Genomic DNA, 15,049 nt, shown 5'->3' with positions numbered 1-15,049 from the left:
TGATTATTATTCTCATTAATAACATAGAGGAAGATGTGATATTTGTACATGGACAACTATGATCACTACTGCATGGACAATTATGATGTGAGGTGACGCATGATATGCTGCAACTGCTCCATAACGGACAAGGGATCAAATCCATAGAACATGTCGGCATCAATCTCGTATACACGTCCTTCACGAACGGCGGATAGGGTGCCCCAGGATTCCTGATTCGGCAGGTTATCCAGCATTTCTCGTTTGGCAGGTTCCTCAGGGAAGGCGACAAACATGTGATCTGCGGCATACAAGTGAATCTCGGACAACGGAACATGAACGTACCCCGTAAGTAACTGTCCATCCTGCTCCATACGTGAGGGTGGAGTGAAGCCCAGCGATTGATACAGCACATGAGAGGCTCTGCCCCAGCCATGACCGTAGATATAAGCCCCGTCTTCTCCAATCATAAACATGCAAACGGCGGACCCTCGTGTTCCTTCCATCTGTTGGTCTAACGTATGATTGGCTTCTTGCTCAAGTTGATGATATTGATCTAACAACGCCTGTGCATTGGACTCAAGCCCGGTAATTCGGCCCAAAAGAAGAAGCTGCTCCTGCCAATCAATTTCCTCAAAGGGCATCAAAATGGTTGGTGCGATCAGACGTAGTTCATCAGAAGCGGGATGTGGTGCATACCCGATAATGACATCGGGCTGAGCGTGTGCAATCAGATCCGTATGTTTAACAAGCTCATATTCGGAATGCTGCTCAAATTGCTCATGACCATCATGATCATGCGCACACATTTTTTCTTCCATCCAGCTTGCTACGGCGCCCATGTGGGGAGTGTGGCCCAGTGCCAGAAGTGAGGCCGTATAATTGTAAGTCAAAGATACAATCTTTTTGGGCATTTTCCGGTAGTGTGTTGGTGCTGATCCAACCATCTGTTTGAATTTGCGGCTCAGATAAAAGGTGTCCCTGTAGCCTGTCAGTTGTGCAATCTCCTGTAGCGTAGGGTTCGCGAACAACAGATGCTCCTGAGCCATCCGGATCCTGAGACGGGTCACATATTCAACAAACGTAAGACCTGTATGTTTCTTGAACTCCCGTGAAAAATGCTCAGGACTCACATTTGCATCCCTAGCCAATTGTTCGCGGGTCAGCGGATGGGTATACATCTGATGGATATGTCTAAGCACGGCATCAAGCCAGGAGTGATCTTCATGAGCAGAATGAGCCACATGATCCCATAAAATATCCAGTAACTCATAGAAAAGCATATGTGGCCTGAAGGGGCTGGAATCACGGCCTGCCGTACTGGCTTGAACCAGCTCTACTGCCCTGTCGGTGAGAGTACGACTCGCAATGGGAACTGGTATACCGAACGGCCAGAACAGCTGTTCATTTTCAGTGGAATCAAAAGCAATAGCAATGCCCTGTACTGGCGACAGGGAGCCGCGTTTGTTCTCGTGCTGAAGTAGGGTTCCAGCTTGTCGAACGACTGCAGAGCCTGCATTTAATGTCAGTTTACCCTCTGCACTGATCAGCCTGGCCTGGCCAGCAGTAATGACGTATAGCACATGAAGTGTGCTCCACATCTCATCTGTACGGGAGAACGCCTCACGGTCATGAAGTTGCACCAGATGGCGCAGCTTGAACAGGGCAGCGGGGATGGACTGAATCTTCTGCAAGGAAACGGAGCGGGACAGCGATTTTTTATGGTAAATAGGCTTGGAAATATTCATTTGATAACTGTCTCCTTACATAAGTCAGCAGGGACAGTATTCGTCTCATGCCCCTGGTGTACTGGCGTAATTCTCGGATCTCGACTATTATGCAGTATATACTATAAACGGAGTGACGTGGATGGACAGATTGAACAAATCAACTTTTTATTTGAAAAATAGATAAAGTGGTTGAAATCGCTATCAACACCGACTATAATGAAAATGTCGAAACGTTTCAATCTGGCGTTTACTGCCAGTTTCATTGTATTAGGCACGAACTGTTTATAGAGCGCCAGATTGAAAGAAGTGTCATGACCATCACTAATGGTATGGATTGGAACGGGATGCATTCAACCGTGGCCCCATAAGGATGGGAACGAGGATTTTTTTTGAGAACACCTCGAAACGTTTCGATTGACATCCATCGCTATGATATGTATAAAGATTAATAAACGATAATGAAGGATTTAGTGGTTGTTCTAACCATGTACCGTATAAAATGTGGGGTAACCTTGAATTTGTTTTAGTTTAGAAGGAGCGAACGTGGAATGGCAACGATTAAGGATGTGGCAAAGCTGGCAGGTGTAGCACTCTCGACTGCTTCCTATGCGCTGAGCGGGGATAGCAAGGTTAGTGCGAAGACCAAGGCTAAAGTGCTTGAGGCAGCACGAGAACTGAATTACCGCAAGAACGGCTTTGCCATGGACCTGAAACGGAGCCGGACAAACACGATCGCTTTGATCCTGACCGATCTGTCGGGCCCGTATTACTCGGAGTTGATCCGTAGTGTACAGGATGTAGCCCTCGCGAACGGGTATGACCTGATTGCGTGTAGCTCCATGGGTGGACGGGACTCAACGGCAGTGCGATTTTTGCGTGAAAAAAGAGTAGATGGAGCCATCATCCTGGCGCATAACATCCATGATGATATTCTGGTGGAATCTGCCGGTCATCGTTTTCCGATCATTGTGATGGATCGTCAGCTGTCGAGTGACCATCTGGTCAACGTGCTGGTGGATGGAGAACAGGGCGGTTACCTTGCTACCCGTCATCTGATTCAGGCAGGACATCAGAAGATTGCTTATATCAGTGGCCCATCCAACTCGTATGACAACGCGCTCCGTTACCAAGGGTATCTGCGAGCGATGCGGGAAGCGGGACTTGAAGAAAAGTCCAAATGGCGTCTGAACGGTAATTTTGTACGTGAGGGCGGATACAGTGCAACCAAAATGATGATCATGCAGGGCGATCTTCCCTCAGCGGTATTTTACGGTAACGATGAGATGGCGATTGGTGGCCTGAAAGCATTGGAAGAGCGTGGTGTATCGGTGCCGAATGATATTTCCGTGATCGGTTTTGATGATATTCAGTTGTCCGAATATGTGCATCCACCGCTGACAACGATACGCCAGCCGAAGCATGAAGCCGGGTCGCTCGCCGGACATCTGTTATTCCAGATGCTCAATGGCGAAGCGGTTGACCCTTCATATACGTTAACGATTAATATGATCGAGCGCAGCTCTGTACGTTCGGTTTAGACCGAGTCTGAACAAAAAGAACTGCCTGCATGCTGAAGTGAAAGTTTAATGATGGGGTTATCGTCCGGACGGGCTGTAAAAAGCCGGTTTGAAGAGGCCCCTATTCTTTTTCAGAATTATCGAAACGTTTCGATTTTAACTAATTCAAGGAGTGAACCTTATGACAACGATGATTAATGAACCGATCCGGTTAATTGCCGGAGAGTTATCCTTTACCTTTTTGAACAGTGGCGACCTATACCAGGCTACATCCGGTACAACGATGTTGAACCAGTTGCTCAGCAACCAGATTGATGGATCATTGAACAACCTGTACCTGCGTGTACATGAGGGAGAGAATATCAGCTCGTTCCCTTTGCTCGGTGTACATTCGAACAGCAAGGTGATTACAAGCAAGGCACAATCCAGCAACCAGTTGATCTGGGAGGGCACAGTCCAGCTGGAAGGTAGCGAAAAAGGCATTGGCTATCAGGTCGTATTTACGGCTACACCTCAAGGTGTATGGTTCTGGGATGTGAAGCTCACAGGACAACAAGATAACGTAGACGTGGTGTACGGACAGGATGTAGGGCTTGCTGATCCAGGTGCGGTACGCAGTAATGAAGCTTATCTGTCACAATACATTGACCACACGGTGTTTGAGGATGAAGCGAAAGGTTATGTCGTTTGTTCCCGTCAAAACCAGCCTCAGGGCGGCGTATTTCCTTATATACAACAAGGTTCCCTGACCAAAGCAGTCGGTTACTCCACAGATGGATTCCAATTCTTCGGTCTGTCATACAAGGAAACGAATCAACCAGAGAGCTTGAATCGCCCAACGCTGGCAAATGAGACATATCAGTATGAATTTGCCTATACGGCATTGCAATCTGAACTGCTGAATCTGAACGGAGAAGCTCAGGTGGTCTTCTATGGACTGGCGAAGCCTAATCATGCCGAAGGGATCTCTGCACTGGAATTCGGAGATGAAGTTACAGCAGCATGGAATGAAGTACAGGCTCTAACTGTGGAAAATGGTGACACGTTGGAACAGGTAAAACTGTCCTCCTTCCTTGGTGAACCACTGGTTACGCTTGATCTGACGCAAGATGAGATTCATGATCTGTTCCCTGATCGTCATCAGGAAGAGCACAGCGGTGAGGAACTGTTATCCTTCTTCACAGGCAGCTATGAACATATCGTTCTGAAAGCAAAAGAATTGCTCGTAGAGCGTCCGCACGGTCACATTCTGATGAGTGGAGGCAACGTGCAACTTGGAGCACAGGTTATTACGACAACATCGTATATGTACGGTATTTTCAACTCACAACTCGTTATTGGTAACACCAATTTTAATAAAATGATCAGTAATGCTCGCAATGCATTAAACGTGCCGAAAACGGCGGGACAACGCATCTATGTGGAAATGGACGGACAATATCGTCTGCTGACGATGCCTTCCCTGTTCGAAATTGGCTTCAACTATGTACGTTGGATCTACAAAACGGCATCCGATACGATCATCGTAACGAACTATACAGGGGCACACACCACCGAGGTGAGCATGAACGTACGCTCCACAAGTGGCACAGCATACCGTTACCTGGTAACAAACCAGATTACGATGAATGTGAATGAATACGAGTATCCGCTGCATATGACGCAGGATGGCGATACTTTGATCTTCAAGGCTGATCCGCAAGCGATTAGTGCTGGAACATATCCGGATCTGCAATACCGCATGTCGGTGGATGGCGCAGCTGTGAATGTAGGGGACGAAACGTTGCTGGCAAGTGGTATCCGCAGTGGTTCCGCATCACTGGTTACGCTTAGTCTGGAAGCGAGTGCTGAATGGACGCTGAAGGTACAAGGGGTATTGGAAGGTCAAGCGGACAGCGGAGTGGTAGCAGGTTCAAGCCTGACGTTTGAAGAGGAAGTGCAGGCATACCGCGAGTTCTTCGCAGGTGTGATGAACGGGTTCCGTTTGTGCCGTGGAGAAGGTCAGAGTGCAGAGGATCTGTTCAAAGTAAATGCGCTGGCTTGGTGGTACACCCACAATATGCTGGTTCACTATTCTGTGCCTCACGGTTTGGAGCAGTACGGTGGCGCGGCTTGGGGTACACGAGATGTGTGCCAAGGTCCGGTGGAGTACTTTATGGCAACGCAAAAATATGAGCAAGTTCGCGATATCATCAAAATGGTGTATACCCACCAATATGAAGATGATGGCAACTGGCCGCAATGGTTCATGTTTGATAAATACTTTGCGATTCAACAGGAAGAGAGTCATGGCGACATCATCGTATGGCCGTTGAAAGTATTGGCGGACTACCTGACAGCGACTCGCGACTATGCAATCCTGGATGAGAAAGTACCTTATACCGTCAAGCATAGCTTCGGGTTCACGGAAGAGACGGCAACTGTACTGGATCACGCGAAAAAAGAGATTGAATATATCCGTTCGCACTTCCTGCACGATACGTTCCTGTCTTCCTACGGCGATGGTGACTGGGATGATACGCTCCAACCAGCCAATGCACAGTTGAAGCAATACATGGTGAGCAGTTGGACTGTGGCATTGACGTATCAGTCCGTGAACGTGCTCTCGCAAGCGCTGAAATTCAAAGATGCGGACTTTGCACAGGAGCTTGACGTGCTGGCTCAAGGCATCCGTGAGGACTTTAACCGTTACATGCTGGGCACAGATGTGATTCCAGGTTTTGTATACATGGAAGAAGCGGACCAAGCGAAGCTGATGCTTCATCCAACGGACACAGAGACAGGCATTCAATATCGTCTGTTGCCAATGACGCGCAGCATGATCGGTGAATTGCTGAATGCGGAGCAAGCAGAATCACATTATGCCTTGATCCGTGAGCAGTTCCTATGCCCGGATGGGGTGCGTCTGATGAATCGTCCAGCTCAATATGCTGGTGGTGTAAGCACACACTTCAAACGTGCAGAGCAAGCATCCAACTTCGGACGTGAGATTGGTTTGCAATATGTTCATGCTCATATCCGTTATGTGGAAGCGATGGCGAAGCTCGGTAAGACAGATCAGGTGTGGAATGGTCTCGCGATGATCAACCCGGTTGGTATCGGCGAGGTTGTACCTAACGCGGAGATTCGCCAAGCGAACTCGTACTTTAGTAGTTCGGACGGCAAGTTTAATACGCGTTACGAGGCACAGGAGCATTTTGACCAGCTTCGTAAAGGTACTGTACAGGTGAAAGGCGGATGGAGAATCTACTCCAGCGGCCCTGGAATCTACATGAACCAGCTGATCTCTAATGCACTTGGCATTCGTCAAGAGGGCGGCGATCTGGTCATTGACCCGGTATTGCCAGCTGAGCTGAACGGCATGCAATTCGAATTCGAGTATGCGGGTGAGCCGGTGACGTTTATCTATCACTTGAACGAAGGTGCTGTGAGCCGTGTAGCGGTGAATGGCAAAGACATTCGTACTGAGCGTACAGCGAACCGTTACCGTCAAGGCGGAGTAAGCATCTCACTGGATGAGTTCAGACAAGCACGCAGTGCAACTGAGCGCACGGTTGTTGATATTTATATGTAATTTCATAGCATGATGTATACCAAGGTCATCCTCCTTTAATCAAGGCGGGATGGCCTTTTTGGCATATGCTCATAATCCACTAGCGCAGTGGAACCGCCAACAACGTATGTAACAGCTCGTTATGCCCCACATGTTTTGTTACGTAGCCCTGTTGCTCCAGCCAGCCGCATAGCTCATCCAGCAGAGGGAAGTGACGCTGGCGTAAGGCGAGCAGCTGTTCCTCGTGTCCTGTGGTTTCTGCCTGCCGAATATAGGAATCACGGTGAGTCGCATCAACAAACATCAGATCGGTTAGGCCGATACGTCCACGCGAGGTTAATACCCGCTGCATCTCCTGTAAAGCCAATAGTTGCTGATCTGGACTTAGATGATGGAAAGCAAAGCTGGATACAACAAAGTCGAAGGAATGATCGGTAAAAGGCAACGCCAGAAAATTACCAAGTTTCACATGCATCTCAGGATATTTGGTACGACATCTGCGTAGCATCTCCCGGGATTGGTCGATTGCAGTCATGTCTGCGCCGTGCTGTAGCAGTTTCCCAGCCAGATTACCTGTGCCTGTACCAATATCAAGTCCTTTCTCACCAAGGGCGGGAGAGATCCAATGAGCTGTCTGTTCGAGCGCTTCGTCATAGTTGTGATACAGATAAAAGGAAGACTGTACCGTATCATTGGAATCGCCCGGCGTGGAATGACCTGCATTATGGTTTGGATGTGAAACTTCATTCTCATCGCTTATAGGCGAGGGGTTGGCCGAATGATGCCTGTCCTCTGAATTGGGGTGTTCAGTACTGACTCTGCCTTCTGCCTGCACTCGCTGATCATGGATGGCTGCCTGCATGTCATAATTCCACCGATCATGCCAGTTCTGCCGTGCTTCACGCAGGCGACGGGCACTGTCTGCGAGATCGTGCAGATGGCTGACATCCAACGGGCCGTCCTGACGATTCAGGTCAATCATGCGCTGGGTTGTATCCATCATACGTTTGAGCTCAATCCACTGGGCATACATGACGGCCTGTTGCAGCTCCAGATATTCTTCCAGCCGCTGCTGATTCCCTTGATCAATCTCTCCGAGCGCATGTGTAATATCCTGTAGCGACATGCCAATCTCACGCAGCGCAGCAATGGTCTGAAGCCGCCAGATATCATTCTCGGTGTATGTGCGATACCCGTTACTGGACTGTTTGGCGGGGAGAATTAATCCTTTTTCCTCATAAAAACGAATGGCTCTCGCCGATATACCAAGCCTGCTTGCTGCCTCTTTGATGTTCATCATGCATCCCCCTCCTTATCGAATCAGTATAAACCATGACGTTACGGCAAGGTTAAGTGTTTATTTCATTTTGCGAAAAGGTTCAATACCGAGTGGAATTTTAGTCAAAGCTGAGGCTATGCTACAATATATAGAACGAACATATGTAAACAGTGAAGCAAACGAACAACGTATTTCTAAGTTTCTTAAATTTCTTAACTCTCTTAATTTCTTAAATCTCCCGACGTTATAACGTACAGCGTTGTCGACTATAGCACGAAAGGTTGAATCAATATGCTTACCAGCCATACATTTACGATTCGTCCATCCGAGATTAAAGATGCAGCCCAGCTAATGGAGTTGGATGCCCTGGTATGGGACAAATACACCTCTCCTGCACCGATGCAATGGCGTTCCAGGCAACAATATCTGCAACATTGCCCGCCAGGCAGTCAATTGATTGCGGTGCAGGGAGAGCGGGTATGTGGTTATGTGGGCTTTCAGCCAGCCACAGGTATGCCGGTCAACCGTCATGTCTACGAGATTCATATTGCAGTTCATCCCCATGATCGGCGTTGTGGCATTGCCACAGCTATGATGGATGCCATTAAGCAGCATGCGGCCCAACAAGGCGTTCGCAAGCTCAGGCTGCGTGTACTTTCCAGCAATCCGGGAGCCATCACGTTTTATACACAGTGTGGATTTGTGACGGAAGGCAGGCTGGTGTCCGAGTTTTATATCGAAGACAAGTATGTGGACGATATTCTTATGGGTTATTTTATCCAGACCAAATAGAAACTAGCTGAGGAGGAGGAACAACGATGGACATGGGACTTCAAGGTAAAAAAGCACTGGTGCTGGCTTCCAGTCGAGGACTGGGCAAAGCGGTAGCCGCTCAATTGGCAGCAGAAGGTGCTGACGTCATGCTTGCCAGCCGGAGCGAAGAAAAGCTCGCAGCAGTGAAGCAGGAGCTTCTGGCGCTTGGTGGTGGCGGACGTGTGGAATATTGTGCAACCGATGTGACACGCAAGGAAGATATTGAGGCTCTGATTCACAAGACAGCAGAAATGTTCGGACAGATTGATATTCTGGTGAACAATTCGGGTGGCCCGCCATCGGGTTCATTTGAGTCACTGACGGATGAAGATTGGGAACGTGCATTTGAATTAAATGTGCTCAGTTATGTAAGGCTGATTCGCGGTGCTCTTCCTTATATGAAAGAAAGCGGAGGACACATTGTGAATATCGCTTCAACTTCGGTGAAACAGCCGATTCCGGGTCTGGTGCTGTCCAATACGTTCCGTACCGGCGTGTTTGGATTGGCGAAGACCTTGTCTCAAGAGCTTGCTCCATACGGAATTTTGATCAACACGGTGGCGCCGGGACGTATTGCAACAGACCGTATACGTGAGCTTGATGCAGCACGGGCTGAGCAGAACGGAATCAGTGAGGAAGAGGTATCTGACCAATTCCGTAAAGAGATTCCACTGGGCCGTTATGGTCAACCAGAGGAGTTTGCCAAAGCGGTGGTGTTCCTGTTATCCGGGGCCAATACGTACATTACCGGAACCTCATTGATCGTGGATGGTGGCATGGTCCGAGCACTATAAAAGTCATGGATACAATAAAATACCCTCTGTCACCACATTACGTGGAGATCGAGGGTATTCGTGTTGATCCATTATGTTGGGAGAGATCACTCCGATTTATTATGTAAGCGAATTAGCGCAAGAGTTCCCATTCATGCTGAAGCATGCCGTACACCGCATGGTTCACGTAACCTTTAGGCAGTTTCTCTGCCTGACGAATGACACCCTCGAGAACAAATCCAAGTCTTTCAGGGATAGCACGACTCCGTTTGTTATTTGTTGCCGAGCGAATCTCGACGCGATTCAGATCCAGGGTCACCAGAGCATAATCAACCAGAACGCGACAAGCGCTTGTCATCAAGCCCTGACCCTCAAAACCTTTGCCAAGCCAATATCCGATGCTTACCGAGCGGTTGGTCCAGTTAATCTCGTGGAATCCAATGACGCCGGCTAGATCCCCTTTTGACCATACTCCGGCGGTGAATCCGCCATTCTCGGCACCTTGTTTTAACGCGTTGGTAATAAAGTTCGAGGTGTGTTCCACTTCTGTCACATGATCCACCCATGGCAACCAATGTCTCAATTGATCCCGCGAGCGATCCGTCAGTTCAAACAGCGGTTTGGTATGTTCCATGGCCAGTGGCCGGAGTTCGGTATATTCATCCAATGAATAGGTAAACATGAATGCAACCTTCTTTCTTTGTATAGTGTTGTTCAAAAAAGTCCACTTTTGATTACGAATCATGCCTAACGGCATTATCAGCATCGAATATGAAACCAGATTTTTTGAACACGTATTTGTAGTGGATTAGCGGGAAGTCTTGGGTAACTTTTGCTCCAGTGCAAACAGGTCTTCTTCCATTGAGGCCATGCGTTGATTGACCGTTGTGCGTGCGTCACGGAGTGCCTGATTATATATGTAGGGAGCGAGCTGTGTCATGAACAGGTCGAGGACACCCCAAGCGGCCAGATCGCCGAGTTCTTCGCCACGTTCCTCTTCGAAATACGACTGGATGGTGCGAATGGCTTCATCCTGCTGTTCTTTGGTCAGTTTAAGCGAGTTCGATGGAATGGGAAACCCTCCCTTTAATTTGTTTTTACTATCATGCTACATGATTCGAGCGAACCCGTCAAAATGGTTTAGGGCCTATTTATGCACGGCTAATCCTGACTTTGGTGCCGTTCTTTATTGAACTCCTCCCCCGTTAAAGGTATATTTAAATGAAACGCGTACGAAACTTTCCAAGAAAATAGATTTTTTCAGGAAATGACTTCGTTATTAAGGAATTATAGCCGGAATTGCTGCAATTCCCTAAGGCTCCAATCCATTCATGAAAGGTTTGATACCTGTGGACAATCGTACAACCCCACCTAACTTTATCAAAAATATTATTACCGAAGATCTCCGGTCTGGGAAAGTCCAGGAAGTTATTACCCGTTTTCCTCCGGAACCGAACGGTTATCTGCATATCGGCCATGCCAAGGCGATCTGGATTAACTTTACGCTGGGCGGCGAATTTGGCGGCAAAACGAATCTGCGCTTTGATGACACAAACCCGGTCAAGGAAGATGTAGAGTACGTTCAATCGATTCAGGAAGACGTGAAATGGCTCGGATACGAGTGGAACGAGAAACGTTTTGCCTCCGATTATTTTGATGAGATGTACAACCGTGCTGTCTTGTTGATTAAAAAAGGAAAAGCCTACATCGACGACCAAAGCGCCGACGAAATCCGTGAAATGCGCGGAACGCTGACGGAGCCTGGTAAGAACAGCCCGTACCGTGATCGTTCGGTGGAAGAGAATCTCGACCTGTTCACACGTATGCGTGCAGGTGAATTCAAGAACGGGGAGAAAGTGCTGCGTGCCAAGATCGATATGTCTGCACCTAATATCAATCTGCGCGATCCTGTTATTTACCGGATCTCACATGCACACCATCATAACACGGGCGACAAATGGTGTATCTATCCGATGTACGCCTTTGCTCACCCGCTCGAAGATGCAATTGAAGGTGTAACGCATTCCCTCTGCTCCTTGGAGTTCGAGGATCAACGTCCATTCTACGATTGGGTTATTGCCGAGTGTGAGATGGAGAACCAACCACGTCAATATGAATTTGGTCGGCTGAATCTGTCCCAGATGGTAACAAGCAAGCGGAAGCTGAAACTGCTCGTAGATGAAGGACATGTGGATGGATGGGATGATCCACGTATGCCAACAATTTCGGGTCTGCGCCGCCGGGGTTATACACCGGAAGCTATTCGTGATTTTGTATATGAGACAGGCATCTCCAAAAACTATGGAGTTATCGACCTGCAAACGCTGGAGCACTTTGTACGTGAAGACTTGAAACTGAAAGCTCCGCGTACGATGGCTGTCCTGCATCCGCTCAAAGTGGTCATTACCAACTACCCTGAAGGGCAAGTGGAATGGCTTGAAGCAGAGAACAATGTGGAGAACCCAGAGATGGGTAATCGCCAAATTCCGTTCTCCCGTGAGATTTATATCGAACAAGACGATTTCATGGAAAATCCGCCGAACAAATATTTCCGTTTGTTCCCTGGCAACGAAGTTCGTCTGAAACATGCATACTTCATCAAATGTAACGATGTGATCAAAGATGCAGAAGGCAATGTGACTGAGATTCATTGTACCTATGATGTGGAGACAAAGAGCGGCAGTGGCTTCACTGGCCGTAAAGTCAAAGGAACAATCCACTGGGTAGAAGCGACTCAAGCGGTACCTGCTGAATTCCGTCTGTATGAGCCGTTGATCCTGGATGAAGCACCAGAAGCAGAGGTCGAAGTGACAGTAGCTGGGGCTGAAGCTGAGGTTGTGGAAGAGCAACCGGAGAAAACGTTCCTGGATCAACTGAACCCGAACTCACTTGAGATTGTTAATGGGTATGTGGAACAAGAGATGAAGGAAGCAAACGCTCAGGATAAATTCCAATTCTTCCGTCACGGTTACTTTAGTGTAGATCCAAAACATTCCGAGCCAGGACGTCCGGTATTTAACCGGGTCGTATCCCTGAAAAGCTCATTCCAACTGCCGAAGGCGTAATGTGAAGCGCATAGGTAGGACGATAGGTTAGCAGTAAACTTAAATCTATGAACGTAAAAGGCGTCTCCAGGGCAATAAGCCAATGGAGACGCCTTTTTCTTGTGCACCTGAAATTGCTAAAGAAGATTGTACTGGTACAAGTCCTGGTTATGCGTGGATACACAAAAAATAATTATTAATACAACGGGATACTTAAATGAACATTTTTCCAACTTTCGACGTTTAAGTTAATGTGAACAATAATTTCAAGGAGGAATCAAGATGAAGCGATTTGTTTCTTTATTGTTGATGTTAACTTTAGCTGTCTGTGTAGGCTCTGTTGCCTCTGCTGCTTTGGACCAATCCCTAATGGATCTACCTTTTAAGGAACGTGCGGCGAATGTGTACAATTCATCACTAAAAAAAGTTGAACTAAGTGTCATAAAGGATGGAAAGGCAACAAAAACAACTTATAAATCCATTTATATCCCAGTGAAAGATGTTTTTAAACGATCTGGAGCAACGTTTAAATGGGATGGAAAGAAAAAAATCACCACGATTAAAAATGAAGGACAAGAACTGATTCTTAATTTCTCTGGCAAAGAAATCACAGCGGGTAACAATCAAGTTGTGCTCCCTCAAGAGTGGGTACAATTGAAAAACGGGGTCTCGAGTATGGATGCATTTGTCTTAGCATATATTTTTGAACTCTCGACTGATGACTCCGATCAAGAAAGAGTAGACTGGAAAGAGAAACTGAATTTCTTGGATATCAAAGGTACAACCGGTTTTCCAGGATTAGATAAGTATATGCATGTGTTTGTTCAGTTTAATGATTAGTTAAAATCTATAGAGAAACTAGCATCATATTCATATTATGATAGAACGAACTACAGCTCCGCTTTATCCCCGGATTTTACCCTTTGAAAAGGGAATCAAAAAAATCCGGGGATAACAGCGATCGAAAGATTCTTCTGTCCTCGTAGTGCTCCAGTGGAAATCTTTTTCAACTTTTTCTAACAAAAGATTATCTGTCCTCATCCATATTGCCCATCTCCGTCAACACAACCGGCTGATAGCCGTTACGTCGATTCGATAACCACATGATGCTAAATCCAACAGCGCCGATGAGCGAGAAGAATACGCCAATGCTATACATGATTTCTGCACCGAAGCTCTGGAACAACCAGCCGCCGAACAGACCGGCAATCACGCCGGAGAGACCTCCCCAGGCCATCGTATAGACCGCTTGACCGGAAGAACGATAAGGTCTTGGAATGAACAGCATGGTCAGTTGCGTACCCACATAGAAGTACCCACCAAACGTAATGGAGTGCATCAATTGAATGAATACAATCTCCAGTGGGTTGTTAGCCAGTGCCATGAGCTGCCAGCGAAGTGCAAACAGCACACTGATCAGAATGAGAGATGCCAGGAGCATGCTCATTTTGCGTTTGAGTAAGCGATCGAGCAGCAGGAATACGCCGACTTCGAGAATGGATGAGGTGAAGATGGCCCAGCCGACCATCTGTTTATCGCCACCCATCTCTACTATGTATAGTGACATAAAAGTACTGTTCATGGCATTAGGCACCGATACGAGTACACCCAGGCCGATAAATGCCATAAAATACGGATTGAACATGACTTTGCCAAACCGCCGAAAAGTAACCACCGGTGTATCCGAAGCGATCGGCTGTCTGGGTAGAAATACGGATAATACAAAGGCGGTGGCAATCATGCACGCAAATATAATGGATACACTGCCGATGCCAAAACGGTCAATGAGCGGTCCGGCTGCGACGGCAGTCAGCGCCCAACCGAGTGAACCCCAGAGCCGGAATGATCCGAATTTCTGGGTTGTACCATCGATATATCCAAGAATCAGACTGTTCGTTTGAGCAAATAATGGACTTTGAAAAAAATAAAAGAAAATCATGGCTACATAGATCCATGTATAAGTGGGCGCATAGAATACACCCTGGGCGAGCACAAATGTGCCTCCCATCATAATCATCAGAATGATGCGAATGTTGCGAGATTTATCGCTCCAGAAACCCCAGAACGGGTTGGCAAACAAGGATACAAAGGGTCCAATCGCCATGAGACTGCCAATCTCCAGTTTGGTCATACCAATCTCTTGCAGATACAACTGCAGGAATCCGGCGAAGATGGAGATGGCTCCATATATGAAAAAGTTATATAGTTTCAGAGAAACCAATGAGGGATTGCCTCTTGAAGGTGCAGGTCTGTCCAATTAAGCCATTCCTTTCAAATGCATATTGTTCAATGTATCATTTGTTGAAAGGGGATTCAATGCATAGCGAACGTTTTGAAATTGATGTAGTCAAACACATATCG

11 protein-coding genes are annotated in these 15,049 nt (G+C 47.3%); 6 read left to right on the top strand and 5 right to left on the bottom strand.

All coding sequences use genetic code 11. The features are described 5' to 3' along the window. Positions 1–80 precede the first annotated feature (80 nt). A complete protein-coding gene (locus C161_RS01090; protein ID WP_036667798.1) occupies positions 81–1,727 on the bottom strand; it encodes an AraC family transcriptional regulator in 1,647 nt (548 codons plus the stop codon). Positions 1,728–2,257: 530 nt separating this feature from the next. On the opposite strand from C161_RS01090, the gene C161_RS01085 reads away from it, so the two are divergent. Both C161_RS01085 and C161_RS01080 read left to right on the top strand, forming a co-directional pair. After that, complete coding sequence (locus C161_RS01085; protein ID WP_036667797.1) at positions 2,258–3,247, top strand: LacI family DNA-binding transcriptional regulator; 990 nt, start codon at positions 2,258–2,260, stop codon at positions 3,245–3,247. A gap of 160 nt (positions 3,248–3,407) precedes the next feature. Continuing rightward, positions 3,408–6,800 (top strand): GH36-type glycosyl hydrolase domain-containing protein, encoded by a 3,393-nt coding sequence (locus C161_RS01080; RefSeq protein WP_036667796.1) that lies wholly within the window; start codon positions 3,408–3,410, stop codon positions 6,798–6,800. Positions 6,801–6,879: 79 nt separating this feature from the next. Here C161_RS01080 and C161_RS01075 read toward each other — a convergent pair whose 3' ends face one another. Then, a complete protein-coding gene (locus tag C161_RS01075) occupies positions 6,880–8,079 on the bottom strand; it encodes a methyltransferase domain-containing protein (RefSeq protein WP_051449521.1) in 1,200 nt (399 codons plus the stop codon). Positions 8,080–8,349: 270 nt separating this feature from the next. Here C161_RS01075 and C161_RS01070 point away from each other — a divergent pair, with 270 nt between their 5' ends. Together C161_RS01070 and C161_RS01065 are read left to right on the top strand one after the other, a co-directional pair. Beyond that, the gene (locus C161_RS01070) at positions 8,350–8,850 is read left to right on the top strand and encodes a GNAT family N-acetyltransferase (RefSeq protein WP_036667795.1); all 501 of its coding nucleotides are present in this window, start codon (positions 8,350–8,352) and stop codon (positions 8,848–8,850) included. 26 nt (positions 8,851–8,876) lie between these two features. Then, positions 8,877–9,665, top strand: a complete 789-nt coding sequence (locus C161_RS01065; protein ID WP_036667794.1) for an SDR family oxidoreductase — start codon at positions 8,877–8,879, stop codon at positions 9,663–9,665. Between the two features lie 112 nt (positions 9,666–9,777). On the opposite strand, the gene C161_RS01060 is transcribed toward C161_RS01065, so the two are convergent. Together C161_RS01060 and C161_RS31855 are read right to left on the bottom strand one after the other, a co-directional pair. Continuing rightward, complete coding sequence (locus C161_RS01060) at positions 9,778–10,326, bottom strand: GNAT family N-acetyltransferase (protein ID WP_036612698.1); 549 nt, start codon at positions 10,324–10,326, stop codon at positions 9,778–9,780. 126 nt (positions 10,327–10,452) lie between these two features. Continuing rightward, entirely contained in the window at positions 10,453–10,695 is a 243-nt protein-coding gene (locus C161_RS31855) for a DUF2164 domain-containing protein (protein ID WP_244988428.1), read from the bottom strand. A 280-nt stretch (positions 10,696–10,975) separates the two neighbouring features. On the opposite strand from C161_RS31855, the gene C161_RS01050 reads away from it, so the two are divergent. Continuing rightward, positions 10,976–12,709, top strand: a complete 1,734-nt coding sequence (locus tag C161_RS01050) for a glutamine--tRNA ligase/YqeY domain fusion protein (RefSeq protein WP_036667792.1) — start codon at positions 10,976–10,978, stop codon at positions 12,707–12,709. A 261-nt stretch (positions 12,710–12,970) separates the two neighbouring features. Beyond that, positions 12,971–13,528 carry a stalk domain-containing protein gene (locus C161_RS01045; RefSeq protein ID WP_036612690.1) on the top strand — a complete coding sequence of 186 codons (558 nt, stop codon included), beginning with the start codon at positions 12,971–12,973 and terminating at the stop codon, positions 13,526–13,528. Positions 13,529–13,715: 187 nt separating this feature from the next. Here C161_RS01045 and C161_RS01040 read toward each other — a convergent pair whose 3' ends face one another. Then, on the bottom strand, positions 13,716–14,909 hold the full coding sequence (locus tag C161_RS01040; RefSeq protein ID WP_036667790.1) for an MFS transporter: 1,194 nt from the start codon (positions 14,907–14,909) through the stop codon (positions 13,716–13,718). Between the last annotated feature and the right edge of the window lie 140 nt (positions 14,910–15,049).

Source organism: Paenibacillus sp. FSL R5-192, from assembly GCF_000517845.1.
GTDB lineage: Bacteria > Bacillota > Bacilli > Paenibacillales > Paenibacillaceae > Paenibacillus > Paenibacillus amylolyticus.
Note: the sequence above shows the minus strand (reverse complement) of the source record. Positions and strands in the feature narration are given on the sequence as shown.